At 42.2% G+C, this 19,758-nt stretch carries 17 protein-coding genes; 7 read left to right on the forward strand and 10 right to left on the reverse strand.

All coding sequences use genetic code 11. The annotated features are described in order from the left end of the window. Positions 1 to 109 precede the first annotated feature (109 nt). The 9 genes from DXX94_RS18655 to seqA form a co-directional block, all read right to left on the reverse strand. The gene (locus DXX94_RS18655) at positions 110 to 493 is read right to left on the reverse strand and encodes a VOC family protein (RefSeq protein ID WP_116018690.1); all 384 of its coding nucleotides are present in this window, start codon (positions 491 to 493) and stop codon (positions 110 to 112) included. Positions 494 to 534: 41 nt separating this feature from the next. Then, a complete protein-coding gene (locus DXX94_RS18660; RefSeq protein ID WP_116018692.1) occupies positions 535 to 2,442 on the reverse strand; it encodes a serine/threonine protein kinase in 1,908 nt (635 codons plus the stop codon). Between the two features lie 510 nt (positions 2,443 to 2,952). After that, positions 2,953 to 4,767 (reverse strand): dihydrolipoyllysine-residue acetyltransferase, encoded by a 1,815-nt coding sequence (locus DXX94_RS18665; RefSeq protein ID WP_258872246.1) that lies wholly within the window; start codon positions 4,765 to 4,767, stop codon positions 2,953 to 2,955. A gap of 14 nt (positions 4,768 to 4,781) precedes the next feature. Further along, positions 4,782 to 5,759, reverse strand: coding sequence for an alpha-ketoacid dehydrogenase subunit beta (locus DXX94_RS18670; protein WP_116018694.1), 978 nt, complete (start codon positions 5,757 to 5,759; stop codon positions 4,782 to 4,784). Between the two features lie 2 nt (positions 5,760 to 5,761). Next, on the reverse strand, positions 5,762 to 6,958 hold the full coding sequence (locus DXX94_RS18675; RefSeq protein WP_374188853.1) for a thiamine pyrophosphate-dependent dehydrogenase E1 component subunit alpha: 1,197 nt from the start codon (positions 6,956 to 6,958) through the stop codon (positions 5,762 to 5,764). A 595-nt stretch (positions 6,959 to 7,553) separates the two neighbouring features. Continuing rightward, on the reverse strand, positions 7,554 to 8,615 hold the full coding sequence (gene astE / locus DXX94_RS18680) for a succinylglutamate desuccinylase (protein WP_116018696.1): 1,062 nt from the start codon (positions 8,613 to 8,615) through the stop codon (positions 7,554 to 7,556). Between the two features lie 253 nt (positions 8,616 to 8,868). Continuing rightward, the gene (locus DXX94_RS18685) at positions 8,869 to 9,195 is read right to left on the reverse strand and encodes a hypothetical protein (RefSeq protein WP_116018698.1); all 327 of its coding nucleotides are present in this window, start codon (positions 9,193 to 9,195) and stop codon (positions 8,869 to 8,871) included. Next, on the reverse strand, positions 9,195 to 10,841 hold the full coding sequence (gene pgm / locus DXX94_RS18690; RefSeq protein ID WP_116018700.1) for a phosphoglucomutase (alpha-D-glucose-1,6-bisphosphate-dependent): 1,647 nt from the start codon (positions 10,839 to 10,841) through the stop codon (positions 9,195 to 9,197). The genes DXX94_RS18685 and pgm overlap by 1 nt, the downstream gene beginning before the upstream one ends. Before the next feature lie 178 nt (positions 10,842 to 11,019). After that, positions 11,020 to 11,580: a replication initiation negative regulator SeqA gene (gene seqA, locus DXX94_RS18695; RefSeq protein WP_116018702.1), complete on the reverse strand. Its 561-nt coding sequence runs from the start codon at positions 11,578 to 11,580 to the stop codon at positions 11,020 to 11,022. A 297-nt stretch (positions 11,581 to 11,877) separates the two neighbouring features. Between seqA and DXX94_RS18700 the strand changes: the two genes are divergently transcribed. From DXX94_RS18700 to DXX94_RS18725, 6 genes are all read left to right on the forward strand, one after another. Continuing rightward, positions 11,878 to 12,654 carry an alpha/beta fold hydrolase gene (locus DXX94_RS18700; protein WP_116018704.1) on the forward strand — a complete coding sequence of 259 codons (777 nt, stop codon included), beginning with the start codon at positions 11,878 to 11,880 and terminating at the stop codon, positions 12,652 to 12,654. Positions 12,655 to 12,709: 55 nt separating this feature from the next. Continuing rightward, on the forward strand, positions 12,710 to 12,931 hold the full coding sequence (locus DXX94_RS18705; RefSeq protein WP_116000583.1) for a DUF2788 domain-containing protein: 222 nt from the start codon (positions 12,710 to 12,712) through the stop codon (positions 12,929 to 12,931). 2 nt (positions 12,932 to 12,933) lie between these two features. Further along, positions 12,934 to 13,212 carry a LexA regulated protein gene (ybfE, locus tag DXX94_RS18710; RefSeq protein WP_116018706.1) on the forward strand — a complete coding sequence of 93 codons (279 nt, stop codon included), beginning with the start codon at positions 12,934 to 12,936 and terminating at the stop codon, positions 13,210 to 13,212. 29 nt (positions 13,213 to 13,241) lie between these two features. Beyond that, entirely contained in the window at positions 13,242 to 13,769 is a 528-nt protein-coding gene (gene fldA / locus DXX94_RS18715; protein WP_116000585.1) for a flavodoxin FldA, read from the forward strand. A 463-nt stretch (positions 13,770 to 14,232) separates the two neighbouring features. Continuing rightward, positions 14,233 to 16,767 (forward strand): EAL domain-containing protein, encoded by a 2,535-nt coding sequence (locus tag DXX94_RS18720; protein WP_116018708.1) that lies wholly within the window; start codon positions 14,233 to 14,235, stop codon positions 16,765 to 16,767. 6 nt (positions 16,768 to 16,773) lie between these two features. Beyond that, positions 16,774 to 18,378, forward strand: coding sequence for a methyl-accepting chemotaxis protein (locus tag DXX94_RS18725; protein WP_116018710.1), 1,605 nt, complete (start codon positions 16,774 to 16,776; stop codon positions 18,376 to 18,378). A 210-nt stretch (positions 18,379 to 18,588) separates the two neighbouring features. Here the strand turns inward: DXX94_RS18725 and DXX94_RS18730 are convergent, their stop codons facing one another. After that, positions 18,589 to 19,062 carry a DUF4442 domain-containing protein gene (locus DXX94_RS18730; protein ID WP_116018712.1) on the reverse strand — a complete coding sequence of 158 codons (474 nt, stop codon included), beginning with the start codon at positions 19,060 to 19,062 and terminating at the stop codon, positions 18,589 to 18,591. Between the two features lie 164 nt (positions 19,063 to 19,226). Here DXX94_RS18730 and fur point away from each other — a divergent pair, with 164 nt between their 5' ends. Then, entirely contained in the window at positions 19,227 to 19,670 is a 444-nt protein-coding gene (gene fur / locus DXX94_RS18735; RefSeq protein ID WP_116000589.1) for a ferric iron uptake transcriptional regulator, read from the forward strand. Positions 19,671 to 19,758: the final 88 nt, after the last annotated feature.

The following is a 19,758-nucleotide window of genomic DNA, read 5'->3' on the forward strand; positions in this document are numbered from 1 at the left end:
TTTATCAATCCATACCCTTAGGTTATACGGCTTCTTAATAATTTGAATAAACCACGCTTACAAGCCATTAACAACGGTAACAAAAAGTATATACAGCAAAGCTAATCAATCAACTTGAGCCTTGCTGATAAAGTGCACAAGCAGCACCTGCTGGATCTTTAATGACCACAAATCTGTCGTTACCCATGGTTTTAATTTGCGTACACAAAACGCCACCCAGTGCTTTTACATCAGCCGCAGCTTGTTCGACATTGTTAACTAAAAAGTAAGGTAACCACATTGCGGGTAAGTCGGCGTTTGCACCTCGCGCATGACAAATACCAGCGACAGGCTCACCTGTTTTTGTTGGCGCCATGGCGTAATCTTGATAACCATCCATATCAACGGATTGAGCATGCCAGCCAACAACTTGTTGATAGAAGTCTCGTGTTTGCTGAGCGTTTTCAACCGTTAGATCAAGCCAAGCAATAGCGCCTAAATTCTCATCACTCACTGTTGTACTCCTTGTTGCATTATTGAAGCTGCCAAAATCAGCTAGCGTAATTTGGGATTTTTTGGATAAAACTTATCTGGCAACTGACTAATATGCTCAAAAAACCGCGTATCTTTATAGGGTAGCTTCATAAAGCCAGATATGCCTAAGCCACTAATATTTGGTAACAGTTTTAGAATATTATGAAGGTGTTTAGTGAATTCCGCTTGTTTTTCGTGATTCAGTAGCATCAGGTAGCTATGAATTTTAAGGTGAGTTGGTAATACTTCGAAAATAATACAGCCGGTATGATGAATAAGGTTCATTTTGGCAAGCTCTGCCATAATTTCATCAGGTAGGCGCAAATATTCATCAGGGTCTTTACCGTCTTCAAAATAGGAGTGAAGCCTAGTTTCATCATCAAGTTCTGGTACGACACTCACATCAAAAGGAATGGTCATTTCCTCATTGGCGATAAACGGCTCTTGTTCGTTCTCTCGCTCAATGTGCAAGGTGGTACGGGCATTAAATAAACAGCTTTTAAACATACCGATGCGAAATATGCCCTGCGCTAAATAAATCATGTTATTGACGGCGCTTTGAAAAGACTTTTTCAGTGATGGATCAAACAAGGTTAAATTGGAGTCGATATAAACGCCTTCTTTTTGCCAGCGCACTGCTAAACCACCAACAACCGGAAAATTACCCAGCCGACTAACTGCTGCAACAAAGGCTTTTTCGTTATCTCCCATACCGCTCAGATAGTTTTTATAATATTTTTCTAACTGAGCATCATCGACATCTGTTAAAGACTCGTCATCGCTTTGCTCGCGTAAGAAAGATTTTCGCGAGCCATAAACAACCGTATCAATTAGCGCTTCACTATTTCTCACCCAAACCGGAATTAATGGTTCAATTACTTGCTCAGTAGGCATATCAGCGAGCACTAATTTTTTAAAAAAACCTACTTGCTTTAGAAAGTAATCACCCGCTTGCTGCCTTGTTTTCACGTCTTCACTCAACATGCCGTCGAGCACTTGCGCCAGCGGCTTAGGCAAGCCTAAACTGCTGGCTGGGATCACTAGTTTGCCATAACGGCTGGATTGGCCTGATGCGAGCGCATATAAAGTAGCGGCTGCTCCTTGTTCGTCAAAACGAGGACTAGAAAGCTCCCCATTGATTTGTTCTGGTCCGATAAAATAAATATCACCCAAGCGAGCATTGGTATGCTGCAAATCACCACTCATTAAATCCATGACATTATTTGCGGTGGTCTGTCCCTGCGCATCTATCTGTGCGTAAACGGCTGAGCCCCAGTCCACTAAATGCAGTTGCCCTGTATGCTCATCAAACACTAAATTAGATGGCTTAATATCGCCGTGTACAATCGGCTTAGCCTCACCATTTTGTTTGTTGCCGCGCAAACATGTTAATAGCTCAATCAGTTGAATCGCGAACCGTACTATTTGCTCAGGAGGAATTGGCCCGTGCTGATGGGAATATTGTTCTAGGTTAATGCCTGGAGCTCGCGTCATTTGCACTACAGATTGGCGCTTTATTTTTCGATATTCAATAACCTTTGGCACTTGCGGGTGACAAATTTGACGCTGCATATGCGCTTCTTCTTCGAATCTATCTTGTACATGCTGAGGTAAGGTTAATCGAGAAAATTTAAACACAAAGTCTTGTAACTGATGGCTCCCCTGTTTATCACGCTTGTCTTCTGGGATTTGATCTTCTAGATTTTGGTGTTCTTGGTTTTGATGATCTGGCAAGGCTTCTCCTTGACCAGAAAACACGAAACCGTAGGCTCCTTTACCTATCAATTTGATATTGTTGTAACCCAATAGATTTAACTGCTGCTGACACAATTCAACCCAAGTCTTTAACTTGGTCGCATCTTTGTGACTTAGCAAATAGATAGATTGCTCTTCGGCAATATAAAAGTGTTGTAGTTTTTTTCTTGTCACATTCGCCAGTCGTCATAGAATTGTATCGGGCAAAGACTATGCTTAGTCTTCGATAAATTAAGTGCGTTTAAGCACTGCTTTGTTTGCACTATATAATTGTTAGGTAATTATTAGACAACTAGATTGTTCATCAGCGTGCATAATGTCAACACCATCAACTCAAAGCTGAACAGCCGAGCATCGCAAATATCGCATCTGTTAATAACAGGATGTGACTACAATTTCATTTCCAACGTCACATAACTGTCATAATGCTACGCTAACCTGTGACCCGTTGGATAAGTGATTGCTAGTCAGCATTGCAACCAACAATAAAGAGTAAGGTTACCAAGCTTAATGCTTAACTGTTGTACTTTTATTCTTTATCGGATTCTTTCTGGACATTAATCCCAGCGCACTTTTCTATGCTATCGCTTCCTTGTAATCGCTACGAAAAGCTCGCCTTTAGCTCTGCTAAGCATTACTTAGCAGAGCTTTTTTTGCCTAATCTTATTTTGCAAATAATGCGCGCTAGCGAAGATTTACCAGCATTCGGTTTGGATTTTCGAGAAGCGCTTTCCATGCGTTAGTAAACCTTGCAATCGTGCCACCATCGATAACGCGGTGATCACCAGACCAACTAATTTGCATAATTTCGCGCGCTTCCACTTCCCCACTTTCATTGAAACGCGGTAACTTCTGCACTTTACCCAAAGCGACAATTGCGACTTCTGGTTTATTAATAATTGGAGTTGCGACAGTGCCACCTATCGCACCAATGTTGGAAATAGAGATAGTTCCGCCGGTCAAATCTTCTCGGTTAACGCGCCCTGCTCGCGCCTGCTCAGTTAGTCTTGCAATATCTAACGCCAGCTCAAGGATTGATTTTGTTTGCGCCTGTTTTACGTTTGGCACTAACAAGCCGATTTTGGAATCTACTGCCATGCCGATATTGTGATCTTCAAAATAGGTGATCTCGCTGCAATCATCATTAACTTGAGTATTCATCAGCGGATACTCGGCAAGTGCCATAGACATCGCCTTCATAAAAAATGGCATCAAGGTAAGTTTGACATTTTGTTTAGCGTATTGCGTTTTAAGTTGCTGACGTAGCGCGATTAACTCAGTCAAATCCAGTTCTTCGCAATAGGTAAAGTGAGGAATACTAGTAACGGAATCTACCATGGCTTTCGCCATCGCCGCTTTAACACCGCGAATTGCCTCAACACGCTTACCGCCAACAGTAGTTGACTTACTGCTAGTAGATTCTGGCTGACTTGTTTGGGGCTGTGTAGCATGTTCCTGCTCCACTTTAACCTGGCTAAAACGAATAACGTCTTCTTTATATACTCGACCTTTTTTACCAGAGCCCTGCACTTGATGAATATTAATGTCTAACTCGCGTGCAACTCGTCTAACGGCGGGGCTAGCCAGAGCTTTTTTACCGTTTTGTGCAACATCAGTACTGGCAATTTGTACGTTACTTTTTCCTGCTAGAGTCGCAATTGCTGACTGAACATCTGCCTGATGATTTTCGTTAGCGGTTTCAAGTAATTTTTCTTTTTCCTTTTTTTCGTCATGGCTAGCAATATTGCCACTCACACCATTACCACTCTCAACATTGCCACTTGGCGCAATAGCAAAAAGTGGTGCATGAACTTTGGCAATATCACCTTTGGCGTAATAAAGCTTAACGACAGTACCAGCACAAATTGCTGGGATCTGCACAAGTGCTTTATCTGTCATCACATCAGCAACAGGTTGATCTTCCTCAATCACATCACCTTCAGCGACTAACCATTCAACAATTTCACACTCAACAATGCCCTCACCAATATCAGGCAAAATAAAGTCTTCTGAGATGCCCGCAGATTGCGGTTCATTGGCAGCAACTTGATTCGCTGAATCTAACGGTTCATCTGTTTGCTGTTCGTCGCTCGTACCCTCATCAGACGCTAAAGAGTCTAATAGGTTTAAGCCAGCATCCAATAATTGCGAGCCTTTAACGCTTTCATTTGTTTTTTGCTTGGCGAGCGAGGCTCCTTGATGAGTTTCAGACATTGAAACAACACCATTTGATTCATTGTCAGCACTTGTTGTATAACCATCGAAAGGTGTCATGGCAAACAAAGGCTCATGTACTTTGGCAATCTCGCCTTGTTGATAATATAGTTTGTCGACCACGCCAGCATGCATGGCGGGAATTTGCACTAAGGCTTTATCTGTCATCACATCCGCAATGGGTTGATCTTCTTCAATCTTCTCACCCTCTGCGACCAACCATTCCACTAATTCGCATTCGACAATGCCTTCGCCAATGTCCGGTAAAATAAAATCTATGCTCATTTGCTATCCTACCTTTAGTAATGCACGCTGCGTTTAATAGCTTCGAAAATCTTAAGATGATCAGCCATATGTTCTTTTTCAAGTGATAGTGGATACGGCGTATCGACACCGCAAACTCGTGCTATTGGTGACTCTAAATGCAAAAAGCACTCATCTTGAATAGTCGCCGCCACTTCACCAGCAAAGCCACCTGTTATTGATGCTTCATGGCTGATTAACAATCGCCCCGTTTTCATCACAGATTGAGCGACGGTTTCCACATCCCAAGGCAGAATAGAACGCAAGTCAATTAGCTCACACGAAATTCCCTCATTGGCAGCCAACTCCGCAGCTTTTTCAATGACTTCCATTTGCGCCCCCCAACCAAGTAAGGTGATATCACTCCCTTGGCTGATCACTTCCGCTTTGCCAATGGGCAACTGATAATCGTCTTCTGGTACCTCTCCTACTGAGGCGCGGTACAAGCGTTTAGGTTCAAAGAAAATGACTGGGTTGTCATCGCGAATTGACGCCAACAACAGTCCCTTTGCTTGATACGGGTTACGCGGCACAACAATTTTTAAACCCGGCGTGTGCGCAAAATATGCCTCTGGTGATTGGCTGTGATACAAGCCGCCGGCAATACCACCGCCATAGGGGGTGCGGATGGTAAGCCGACCGACATTGAATTCATTACCACTGCGGTAACGAAACTTGGCAGATTCATTCACAATTTGATCAAACGCTGGGAAGATATAATCAGCAAATTGTATTTCCGCGACCGGACGGCTACCTTGCGCAGCTAGTCCATTGGCAAACCCCACAATCCCCTGCTCCGCAAGTGGCGTATTAAAACAGCGTGCTTTGCCATATTTCTCTTGCAAGCCAGAAGTTGCTCGAAAAACGCCACCAAAGTGACCAACGTCCTCACCAAAGCACAAAGTGCTATCGTCTTCAGCCATGGCGATATCAAGCGCGTTATTGATCGCTTGCAATAAATTCATTTGCGCCATGGTTAAAATCTCCCTGCGGTAAACGGATAGGCTTCTGGATATTTGTTAATGTGCTCTTTTAGATCTGTTAATTGTTTTTCGAGATGTTTCGGCACTTGGTCATAGACATCGGTGACTAAGTCTTCAACCGGTGGTTTTGCAACTTTTTCTGCAACTTTTACCGCCGCTAGAATTTCTTCGCGCAAGGATTCATATAGCGTTTTGTCACGCGCATCATCCCACCACTTTTGGTTTATTAACCAAGTTTTAAAACGCGCAATAGGATCGTGCGCTTGCCATTTCGCCTCTTCTTCTTTGCTGCGATAGCCTGACGGGTCATCTGATGTTGAATGGGCGCCCAAACGATAAGACATCGCCTCTATAAGCACAGGTGCTTGGTGCTCTAGCGCGTAACTACGTGCCAACTGCATGGCTTTCATTACCGCCAAAACGTCATTACCGTCTATGCGGATCGTTTTCATACCATAACCGACACCACGCGAGGCAATACCATTACCTACGTATTGCTCATCAGATGGTGTTGAAATGGCGTAGCCATTGTTTCGACAAAAGAAGATTACGGGGGCTTGATGAACGGCTGCCATATTCAGACCAGCATGAAAATCACCTTCTGATGCTGCACCTTCACCAAACATACACAAGGTTACGGCGTCTTTCCCTTGCAGTTTTTGACCATAAGCATAACCGGCCGCTTGTGGAATTTGTGTGCCTAGCGGTGATGATATCGTCATGTAGTTTAATTCATTAGAGCCGTAATGAATCGGCATTTGACGACCTTTACCTAGATCTTTTTCATTTGAAAACATCTGATTCATAAAGTCTTCTAAGGAAAAACCACGGTAAATTAAACAGCCTTGCTCGCGATACTGCGCCATGATCATATCTTGCGGTTCTAATGCCGCCGCGCCGCCAACAGTTGTTGCTTCCTCCCCTAACGCGGTCATGTAAAAACTAATGCGCCCCTGACGCTGGGCAGCAATCATGCGCTCGTCAAGCACACGATGAAAAGCAAATGCACGGTAAACCTTTTCAGCTTTTGCTTGATCAAGCTCAGGTAAATCGGCACTCGGGTAAAGTGTGCCGTCTTCTTTTAGGATCTTTAAAATAGGAATAGCAACTGAATGGCCATCGATAAAGGCCGGACTATGAACCTCAGCACCGCTTGGGTACTTTTTAGGCATATGTGTTCTAGCGTTCATATTGTTCTCTTGTTTAGGCAGGCCATAACCGCCAATTTGGGGTTATGGCCTGCATTTCACTACAGAGCTGCCGCACTCATCACTAGGCTTATACCAAGCGTAATAATAAGTATAGTTAACTCGATGAAACTTCAGCTAATTGCCAGAAATATCACGAGCTAAGGCCAAGCCATTCATTATTACTTTGCAAGGCCTTTGATGCTTCGTACTACACCTAAATACGCTATATAGCGACCGCACTTGAGTTCTTAATGACTTTCGATTGCAGACGCTTATTCAGTGAGTTAACGAGTTATATTTTTGAATGTGTTAACTGCCTGACTCCTCGCTCGTTATAGCCTTATTTTTTAATTATGTGGCTGACGAATACGAGTGCATTGGTGCTCTGTAGTATCGCTTGTTGTAACCGCTAAAAATTTACCTTTACGTAAACTTACATTCAAGAGAGCGACGAGAATGAGATGTTTTTGAGCAGAAAATTTGAACAGAAATGTTTACAGTTAAGTAAGTGAAGTCAGTTTATATATCGCTATAAAATAATCAAAAAAGCCCCATAAAATGGGGCTTTGAACGCTGTTTGACGGTTGGTTATCGGCTACTCAATGGTCGTTGGTTTAACCGTCAGTAATGCACGTTGGCCAAGTGCCACATTCGCATTCGGGAAGATGATAGCTTCTCCTTGTGTGCGTACTTTATGTTCAATATTGCCATCGGTGGCAAGCACATAGCCAACTGGAAAATCAGTAAAGTTTTCCGCGTCATCTGCAAAGTTTAAGACAAAACCTTCCGTGTGCTTGTTGATGGTTTGATCAATTTCAAAAATATCAAATGTGCTTTCGTCAAACTCAGCTAGCTCAAGCGGCTGACCTGAAACAAATTTCGTTAATGTCTCTTTCACTTTGGTGAATTTAGCCATATCATTTTGACCAAATGGCATAACTTTGCCCAGCTCTACAGTAAATGCATCGGCGCCAAAGTTATTTGAAGAAAAATAGCTAAACGTAGTTGTCGGAGAATGAGACAATAAAATAGTTGAAACATCACATGCTTGTAAGAAGCAAAGTTGCGACTTCTTCCAAGGCTCGCCATGTCGGAACGGATAAACCGCGAACTTATCGTTTTTAGAGCCGCGAATGGCGGTGTGCAAGTCATAGTGGTAACGCTCGCGTTCGCCCTCTTCGCACAAGTTGTGCTCCCCTAATTGAGTAAAGAAGTTGGTTACCGCTTGCTCGAGTGCTTTTGCGCGATCGCGCTCTTTATTTCGCACATCACCTTCGCTATGTGCACCAGAAAAGAGTCGATTAAGATTCTCTTCTACAAAACGCTCAGCAATATTGATCGCCGCAGGGTTACCAAATAAAAATAATACACGTTCAGCTAATGCCAACTCACCCTTGATTAACTGCCTAATAATGTCAGCGCATATTTCGATTGGCGCTGTTTCATTGCCATGAACGGCGCTCGATAAAACAATGTCTTTTTTGGTTTTTCTGTCGATAGGCTCAAAAGTAATAATGCCAGTATCAAGTACAGAAACAAGTGACTTAGTGTTTGAAGCTTGATGGGTTACTTCGAAACTAAAAGGTGCTGGAAGTGACCATTCATGGTTGCGTGTCAGTGATAAAAAGTCACCGCTTTGTAGTAGTTGCTGTTTCATAGACTCACAGATAGGTTGCTTAACGTTAGATGATGGGCTCACGATTTATCTTTTTTTTCTAGTAATTTTGACATCAATGGCTAGTTGATACTACTAACCACGTTGGGAGAATAATTGCCAGCTTATTGTATTCGATAGCAAAGCGCTGCGAAAGGATAGTAAGCGTAATGGAAGCGCTCACGCGCTGTTAGCTTGAACGGAATTGTTTACGTTTTTGGCTTTTTTTATGCTGTTTTCTGCACTAAGCTTGGCGCTAATGAGTAAAGAAATAGCTTTCCATCATTAACTGCGCTTGCTCAATGTCCAAGTTGGCAATTGCTACACGCTCTTTGCGATGAATGTCCCCAGCTTTATTGCCATAGGCGACTTCCACTTGCTCTGGTTCGACATCCGGCAGTAAAAACACGATTTTCTTATCAAGTGACGGGGCATCTATGGTGATCGCATCAGCAGCCATGCCTTGTTGTCGCAGCGCCTTGTCAATAATGCCCATTAATGTATCCAAGCGCTGATGTTTTGCCATCAGCGCGTCGTTTGCTTTCGCAATCACCTCAGCAAAGGCAGAAAGCTTGGGAGACATTAGATCCCTGCCTTGGCAAAAATATCGCTCACCATGACTTGCGCATCAGCAATAATTTGCTGTAAATGAGCTTCATCAATAAAGCTTTCGGCGTAGATCTTATAGATTTCTTCTGTCCCTGATGGGCGCGCTGCGAACCAGCCATTGGCGGTTTCTACCTTAAGGCCACCAATTGCCGCATTGTTACCAGGTGCATGACTGAGCTTACTCACGATCGGCTCGCCTGCAAGCTCAGTGGCGGTAATTGATTCAGGCTGTAACTGGGTTAGCACAGATTTTTGCTTGGCATTAGCAACCGCCTCAACGCGGCCATAACTTGGTGTCCCCAATTTTTCGGCAAGCGCAAGGAAATGCTGATAGGGATCTTTGCCTGTTACCGCTAAAATTTCTGCCGCTAATAGCGCCATAATGAAGCCGTCTTTATCCGTTGTCCAACAGCTGCCATCGCGAGCAATAAAAGATGCACCAGCACTTTCTTCTCCGCCAAAGGCATAACTTGCTTGATGCAAACCATCAACAAACCATTTAAAGCCTACTGGCACTTCTGACAGTTGCTTATCTAAATCTTTGGCAACTCGGTCAATTAAAGAGCTTGAAACAAGAGTTTTGCCAATTTTGGCACTTTCTGGCCAGTCTCGGTGTGTCATTAAATAATGAATAGAAACCGCTAAATAGTGGTTTGGATTCATTAAACCACCAGACTTAGTGACAATGCCATGGCGATCAAAGTCAGGATCATTGCCCACGGCAACGTCAAATTCGTCTTTTAGCGAAATTAGGCCGGCCATGGCATAAGGTGAAGAACAGTCCATGCGGATTTTGCCATCTTTATCAAGTGGCATAAACGCAAAGCTTGGATCAACCGCCTTGTTTACCACCTTAATATTGATGCCATAGCGCTTAGCAATGACTGGCCAGTAATCAATACCTGAGCCACCTAGTGGGTCAACACCAATAGTCACACCAGCTTTCGCAATCGCTTGCATGTCCAGCACTTGGTCAAGTTGTTCTACATATTCAGTGACAAAGTCACGTTTGATTAAACGTTCAGAAGCCATTGCCTCGCTAAGTGGTAAATCGAGTACATCTTCTAAATCGGCAGCCAAAATTTCGTTGGCGCGAGCTTCTATTTGCTTGGTAATTTCACCCTCAGCTGGTCCGCCATGTGGTGGGTTGTACTTAATACCACCGTCTTGAGGTGGATTATGTGAAGGAGTAATAATCAAGCCATCAGCAACCGTCTCTTCCGTTTTATTGTGGCTAATAACTAAACGAGAAATCACTGGCGTTGGAGTAAAGCCTAAATCTTGCTGAACAACAACATCTACATCATTGGCGATAAGTACACTGAGTGCTGAATTAAAAGCAGGTTCAGATAACGCATGCGTGTCTTTACCAAGATACAGTGGACCGCTAAAACCTTGAGCCTTGCGGTACTCCACGACAGCCTGACATATGGCTAAAATATGGTACTCATTAAAACTCGCTTTTAGTGAGCTACCGCGATGACCAGAAGTACCAAAACTAACCTTTTGTGCAGCGATACTGCTATCAGGTTGAGTGAAAAAGTAATCAGAAACTACTTTTGCGATGTTAATTCTGTCTTCTGGCAAAGATACTTGACCTGCTCGTTCATGTACCGTCATATTGTTCCCTTAATGGTGACTCAGAGTTAGCACTTAATTCTTGATATTTAAGAAATACGTTAGTTTTGGTGTTTCAATACATTAAACAATGATTGGCAACCTGACACGTGTAATTGAAGTGTTGCTTAATCTATCCAATTTATCCGTTCACTTTGCCCATTCACCTTACTCATACACTTTACGAAAGCAATTCGCGAATGCGTTCAGCATCTTTATCTGAGTATCCTAGAGCGACAGCCACCTCAGTGAGCATCATTTTCTTTCGCGTCGTATTTGAGTTAGTAATAACCCAATATGGGCTATCTGGTATTTGACGAGGCTTCGTACTGCTGCCACTTTCGGCCAATGCACTCTCGTTGTCAGCAAAATAAAGACGATCACGGCCACGAATATCGCTGACCACATTAAATTCGTCTTGATGAACACGGTATAGAGCTTGGAGAATCAACAAAAAGCGACCTACCGCACCACGTTGTGTTGCTAACTCTTCTTTATTGATATGATCGAAAACTGTTCCTTTTGGCTTCTTAGCCGGTGCCTCAACTGTTTTAGCTGCAGGCTCTGAGTTAACGGAATTTGAGTCAACCGAGTTTGACTGAGATTTTGGCTTCGGAGAGGTCTGCACAGCAGTATCAATAGCAAGCAGACGACGTAAAATAGAAGAGGCACTTTCGCCAATAAATTGAGTTTGACTGGCAATATATTGATATAGCTCTTCGTCTATTTCGATGTTCTTCATTCATGATCCGTATATTTTTTTCAAGCGCCCCGATTATACTCACGAAGAAAAAATCTCACCAGCGCTAAATCGGCTTTAATGTTGTTTTATATGATCCTTTCGCTCGATATTTAAGCAAAAAGATCTACCTAACAAACTATGCTTGCAAGCGCACTCAGATTTACGAGAGAATTTCACCTATGGTGCGCACAATTAAGCTTACATAGCTGAGCTCAGATAGTTAATCTCGTGTAGATAAGCGTAAAACTAGCGCCAATCTTTACATAAACGTATAACAACACAATCAAAAGAAAGCCTATGTCATTGTTAAATTTTCAGATCCGCGGCGAAGGCCAACCGTTAGTATTAATCCATGGACTGTTCGGTAGTCTCGACAACTTGGGAATGGTTGCTAAGCCTATGGCTGAAGATTATCAGGTCATCAGCATTGATGTGTGTAATCACGGTAGCTCATTTCATCGCAACGACATGAATTACACAACTCTTTCCCAAGACGTTATTTCGGTACTCGATCACCTGAATATTAAACAAGCAGATTTTCTTGGGCACTCTATGGGCGGTAAAATTGCGATGCAAATCGCCTTGTCGTTTAGTCATTATGTTAGAAGCTTGATTGTCGCCGACATTGCGCCAATTTCGTACCCTGCGCACCACCAAGAAATCATCAACGGCTTGCAGCAAGTAGAGGTTCAGATCGCGAATCAACAAATAACATCGCGTAAGCAAGCCGACGAATTACTTAGCCACTACGTTGAAACGCCAAGTGTACGTCAGTTCTTACTGCGTAATCTAACCACGACCGATGGCCAATTGCACTTTAAGTGCCATTTACAAAACATCGCCAACTGTTACCCGCAAATTATGCAAGCGCTTGATCCAAATCAATCTTTTAGTGGAGATACCTTGTTTATTAAAGGTGGTGCCTCTAATTATATTACCGCGCAGCACAGTGATGTGGTTAAACCCATGTTCCCCAACAGCCGAGCCAAAATTATTGCAGGTGCTGGCCACTGGCTTCACGCCGAAAAAACGGTCGCGTTTAACAAGATTGTTAAAGATTTTTTAAACAGATAAGTGATTGGCCTATTGGGTTGTGATATAGTGCCGCCAGATTTTTTGGGGTAGTAAGATGTTAGCAGAGCATTTCGAATTAATAGAGACGATTGGTCTCAATTTATTTTTTGCTTTTATATTTATTTTCATAGGCTTATCGATAAACGATGTCATGAAAAAAAATGATGTCCCCAAAATGGGACAATTCGTTGTCTATTTCGTATTGTTTTTAGGTTGTGCTGGTTTTATTGCCAAAGGCATTATTCAATTTGTCTGGGAAAGTCAGGGCGTTGGCTAACCATGGCAAAAGAAGCAGCAGATTTAACCACTATTGATTTATTTAGTGATGAGAAGCGTCCGGGGCGGCCAAAAACTAACCCTCACCCGCGCAGCGTACAAATAAAAATCAACAAGCGAAATCAGGTCAAACGAGACAAAAATAAAGGTTTAAAACGGGTTGAATTTAAAATTCATCAAAGTTTATTCGACCAGTTAGATGTGCTAGCGAAAGATCAAGGGATCAGTCGTAGCGAGCTGATTGAAAGCATGCTCGTTGACTCGCTAGCCAAGCAAAGTTAAACGAAAGTTAATTAAAAGGTTATAAGTAAATGGCAATTGTAGGTTTATTTTTCGGCAGCGATACAGGTAACACTGAAGCCGTTAGTAAAATGATCCAGAAAAAACTGGGTAAGAAAATGGTTGAAGTCAAAGACATCGCCAAAAGTACCAAAGAAGAAATCGCTGAGTTTGATTTGCTTATTCTAGGAATTCCTACATGGTATTACGGTGAAAACCAATGTGACTGGGACGATTTCCTACCTGACTTAGAAGAAGTTGATTTCAACGACAAGCTAGTGGCAATTTTCGGTTTAGGTGACCAGGAAGATTACGCAGAGTACTTCTGTGACGCGATGTTACCATTAAAAGAAATTGCTGAATCTAAAGGTGCTATTTTAGTGGGTCAATGGCCTACTGAAGGTTATGAATTTGAAGCATCTAAAGCGCTTGTTGATGACAATAACTTTATCGGTTTATGTATTGATGAAGACCGCCAACCAGAGCTAACTGAAGAGCGTGTTGATAAATGGGTTAACCAAATCTACGACGAAATGTGCTTAGCAGAACTTGCTGACTAATAGCGTGTTATCACGTTTTCGAAAAACCGGCCAGCGCCGGTTTTTTTATGTCTTTTTTAAAGTACTCATCCCCTTCAACAAAAAAAGTTCAAAGCTACTTAACCTTAGCTCGGGAGAAGAAATAGTGAAATGCTATTATATTCAAAAACTTACAGCTAAAGGTTTCTTCTAGTGAGATATTTTTACTGATATCAAGGCGGATTTACGCGTCAATAGCAAGCCTATTGCAAGTGAATTCAACAAAGATAGCAGTAAAAATAGCTACTAGAAGTGCATTAGTTATCCCGAGCTGAAGTTACTTATACACAAATGTGTAAACCTCAAGTTAACAAAATGAAACTATAAGTTAACCCTCTAATTTCTTTACTGTTACCCAAATTCTCTTGACCTAGATCAACAAGGAAGTTTGAACCCTTTGCTATAAGATTGCGCTTACCTTTACGCGTGACAAAGGAGTACAAGCGTGAATCAGCAAAAAATGGTTACAGCAGAAGATATCGTTCAAAGAGATGTATTAACCTGCCCGCCATCGGCAACGCTTAATCAAGCCGCATCACTTATTCGTCAGCACAAAACCAGCTCTATTTTAGTTAAAAGTGAGCAAAATGATATTGTCGGTATTTGGACAGAAGCTGATTGCACCAAACTCGATTTCACGCGCCCTGCCATGTTTGAACAATCGATATCACGCTTTATGAGCTCGCCAGTGATATCGGTACAAACTGATACGCCTTTGCAAGAAATCATACTTGAATTTCATCGCCATAAAATAAGACATATTATGGTGACTGATAGCAACAACAAGATGATTGGCATTATCAGCCAATCGGATGTCATTAAACGCCAGCGTATTGAGCACTACCTTGAACTGAGAAAAGTCGAGCAAAGCTACAACCCGCGTATCAAGCTGCTGACTGAGCACGACTCGTTAAACGATGTGGTACAAATTATGGCGAATAAAAAGCATTCGTCAGTGATTATTCAGCACAGCCAAACAGGTGAATACGGCATTATTACCGAGCGTGACTTACTTAAAGTGTTAGCTAAGGGTGACAACAAAAAGCCGCTTTGGGAAATAGCCGCATCACCACTTATTTCAATAGGTATAGATCAATCACTGCTTGAGGGCTACCTGACGCTGCAGCGCTATCGTATTCGCCATTTAGGCGTACTTGATAAGCATGGCAAAATTCTAGGTGTATTGTCGCAGCAAAATATTTTGTCAGACATTGAGCACTCTTATTTTCAGCAGCTTAAAGAAATTATCAATGAGCGTGATCACGCCTTAAGCGCCTCGCAACGTCATCTATTCTTAGCGCAAAAGGTCATTGAATCATCACTTGATGCGATAATGATCAGCGATAAAAATGGCACCATTTTATCAATCAACCCGGCATTCACCTCAGTAACAGGTTATAAACCAAGAGAAGTTATTGGTAAGAATGCCAGCATATTAAACTCTGGCCGCCATGACAGTGAGTTCTACGACAAAATATGGGGTCGTATTGTTGATGATGGTAAGTGGCAAGGTGAAATTTGGAATAAACGCAAAAATGGTGAAATTTACCCTGAATGGCTCACCATTGTTAAAATTGACGATGAAATGACCGGAGAAACTCATTACACCGGCATCTTCTCAGATATTACTGAACGCAAAAAACACGAAGCCCGTATCAAGGCACTCGCCTTTTACGATGAGCTGACCGAGCTACCGAATCGACGACTATTTGCTGACCGACTTGATGTCGCGATTTCAACCGCGCACCGAAACAAGCAGTTAGCAGCCCTATTGTTTATTGACTTAGATCGCTTTAAACAAATTAACGACAGTTTAGGTCACAAAGTGGGTGACGAACTGCTCGTTTCTGTATCTAAGCGTATTGCGAGCTCGGTAAAAGAAGGGGACACGGTATCGCGCTTTGGTGGTGATGAGTTTGTTATTTTGCTCACTGAAATGAACTGCATGGAAGATATTGAAGGGGTAATTAACCGTATCTACCGCCAATTCAATGAGCCCTTCTACCTTGACGGCAAGGAAACCTACGCGACTTGTTCTATCGGTGCCTCAATTTACCCTTTCAATGGCACAACCGCTGATGAACTGCTTAAACAAGCCGATATCGCGATGTACCAAACCAAACAGCACGGGCGTAATGGCTATACGTTTTATCAACGCCAAATGCACGAAAACTTAAACAACAAGCTCACCCTGCAAAACAAGTTGCGAAATGCGCTAAAAGACAATGAATTTCACCTAAGTTACCAACCACAAATTAATAGCGATTCCGAAAAAATTGTCGGCATTGAAACGTTATTGCGTTGGCAGCAAAAGGAACTTGGCAATATCCCCCCTTCAGTGTTTATTCCACTCGCGGAAGAACTAGGCGTTATCGTTGATATTGAGCGCTGGGTATTAACCGAGTCTTGTAAGCAACGCAAAGCTTGGCTAGATAGCGGGCACGATGTTGGCCGCATCGCGATTAACATTTCCGCGATTCACTTTAACAATAATTTGCTCAGCTCAATTATTGCGGCGCTAGAAGCGTCAGAATTGCCAGCCAAGTACTTGGAAATTGAAGTGACTGAGTCTTGTTTCATTGAAAACATCGAAGAAGCAAAGAAGAAGTTACAAGAAATCAAAGCACACGGTATTACCATTGCGCTTGATGATTTTGGTACTGGCTACTCTTCACTCAGCTATTTAACCAAACTTTCAATAGACACATTGAAAATAGATGCTAGCTTTATTCAAAAGACACCAGAAAACCCTAAGGATTGTCAGCTAGTTAAAACCATTATTAATATGGCTGAAAGCCTTTCCATTAATATTGTGGCTGAAGGTGTTGAAAATAAAGCCCAGCAAGGCTTTTTATCGAATAACCATTGTAATACGCATCAAGGTTTTTATTACTACAAACCCGCTGATGCAGAGAGTTTGTTCTCACAAATGAGTCCAGCCTCAAACTCAAACAAACTAAAAATTGTGGAAAATAAATAGGTATTTATGCAACTTACTATCGCCCAAAAGATTTATGCCGCGATCATCTTAACCAGTGTGACTTTGCTGGCCACGACAATCGCCTTTTTCTATCACGATGAAAAAGCCCTGGCAGAAGAGTTAATTGAACAGAACTTGGCAAGTACCGCACAAAACTATTTCGACTCAGTGAACACTATGATGCTGACCGGCACCACCGCCAACAGGCAAATAGTGCAAAACAAGTTGAAAGAGCAAGACGGCATAATTGAAGCGCGGATTATTCGTGCGCCCAAAGTTGCCCAAGTTTATGGTGCAGGCTTTGCCGACCAACAGGTAGAATCTGACATTGATCGCCAAGGGTTGGCCGGCGAGCAAATCACACAGATTTCGCAAAAAGACGGCCGACATGTCATGGAATACGTCATGCCAATCAGCGCCAGCGAAAACTATCGCGGTACCAATTGTTTAGGCTGTCACCAAGCACAAGAAGGTGAAATTTTAGGTGCGGTTAAAATTAGCTATGACTTAACCAAACTCGATAAGAAAATTAAAAGTTCACTTTATCGCGCTTCATTTATTCAAGTACTTATTTCCGTTGTCGGCTTTGGCGCGCTGGGCTGGGTTGTATACAAACTAGTGATTTTCCGTTTACGACGCCTGCGTAACAACATCAATAACGTGGCTGACAACTTAGACTTAAGTAACACCATTAAAGTGCATCATGACGATGAATTAGGTGCCGTAAGTAGTGCACTTAACCACCTCGTAATCAACTTTAGAAGCAGCTTTGAAACCGTTTCTAGCGCGACAGAAAAAATGATTTCTTCAGCTAAAGAAGTTGATGATATTTCAGATATCAGTAAATCGGCTGTATTGTCACAAAAACGTGCAACAGAGTCGGTTGCCACCGCGATTAATGAGTTAGACGTTTCTGCTTCAGAAATTGAAAATAACGCGACCCAAACCGCGCACAAATCTGTTGAAACCAAAGACATTTCAGAGCAAGGTCACAACCTAGCGCAACAAGCTAACGCCGGTATTAACCAACTCAAAAATGAAATTGCTGATAATGCGCAAATGATTGAGCAGCTAAACGCACAAACCAAAGAGGTTAATGTAGTTTTAGACATGATCACAGGTATTGCTGAGCAAACCAACCTACTGGCACTTAACGCTGCGATTGAAGCGGCGCGAGCCGGTGAGCAAGGTAGAGGTTTTGCCGTAGTTGCCGAGGAAGTCCGTTCATTGGCAATGCGCACGCAAGACGCAATTGGTCAAATTCAAGAGACCATTACGAGCTTACAATCAAATGCCGCGCAAGCTGTAGATTCAATGACGAAAACTAGTGAGCAAGCGCAATTGAAAGCGGAAGATGTTGATAATGTGTCGCAACTACTTGTCCAAATTACCGAGCATATTCATGCGCTTGATGACATGAACTGCCAGATCGACAATGCTGCGAAACAGCAAAACTTAGCGGCTGAAGAAATTAACCAGCACATCGTCAACATTAAAGATATTGCCGAGCAATCAAGTGAAGATGTGATCCGCGGTAAATCGGTCAGTGTGCACTTGCTTGAACTTGCTTACGAATTAGAAGAACAAGTGAAACGCTTCAAGCTAAATTAGCGTCTAATCAACATACTCAAGGCGCTAGCGCACACACAAACGAGCTATAAGCTGTTTTATTGTGCAGTTGGTGTGGTTTAAAACACTAAAAAGGGGGACTTATTGTCCCCCTTTCTAATCCGCTAGCGAGAATACTAGTGCGCTAGCGAAAATGTTAATGCGCGATCAAAAGCTTTATTGTGTTAGCAAGCGTTACTTCTCGAAATAACGCTAGTCATTGCGAAAACGTTTTTTTCGACGAATATACAAAGTGCGATTAACCTTAGCGATAACGTCACCTGCTTCATCTTTAATATAAGTGACCACCTCAGGTAAATACTTATCACCATTAGCTGTGTGTTTTTCGATATCTTCAAGCAATTGATCAGTAATGATAAATTCAGCATATACTCGCCCTTTTCCTGGCTTGATAAAATCTATATCTGCACATTTATCCCAAATCAAATACTGCTGACGCATTCTTGCCATTAACATCAACATGTAAAATGGGTCTGTCATCGAAAACAGCGCGCCGCCAAATAAAGTACCGACACCATTGCGATTCCAAGCAGATAATTTCATTGAGACACGCGCTTCGCGAAAGTCATCACTCATATACTCGAGCTTAATTCGAGCAAAAAACAGTGGCGGCCAGATATTGATCAGTAATTTAAATAGCCAAGGGCGAGAATACATTAAATTCATTTACTACTTCCGAAGATTGTGATTAAAAACTCATCGTACCAGTAGATTATCTCAGCTAATTGTTGAAAAAAGCAAAGAAAATTACCTGAGTAGTTAACTAGGGCTTTTATCTCGACTAAGAAACTTCTATAATTTTTGAGAATTATATTTGATAGAAAATATGTATGTCAGAACAAAACGAAGAGCTAAAACGTGCAGGGCTAAAGATTACCTTACCTCGTGTAAAAATCTTAACCATACTGCAAGATCCAAACAATCAGCATATTAGTGCCGAAGACGTGTACAAAATTTTGCTGGAACAACAAGAAGAAATTGGCTTAGCTACAGTTTACCGCGTACTTAACCAATTCGATGACGCTGGTATTGTTACTCGCCATCATTTCGAAGGTGGTAAATCAGTATTCGAATTATCACATAAGAAACACCATGACCACTTAGTGTGCTTAAAGTGTGGCAAAGTGATTGAGTTTGAAGACGATACTATCGAACAGCGCCAACTAGATATCGCTAAAGAAAACAAAATTAAGCTGACTAACCATAGCTTATATTTATACGGTGAGTGTGAAGACGAAACTGCTTGTGAAGCATATCGTAAATCACAACACTAGTTTTCATACATATAGATAACATTAAAAAGGCAACCACCATGGTTGCCTTTTTGTTACTAATCCGAATAGCTAAGTTTTTATTGAAATT

The organism is Thalassotalea euphylliae (assembly GCF_003390375.1).
GTDB classification, from domain to species: domain Bacteria; phylum Pseudomonadota; class Gammaproteobacteria; order Enterobacterales; family Alteromonadaceae; genus Thalassotalea_F; species Thalassotalea_F euphylliae_A.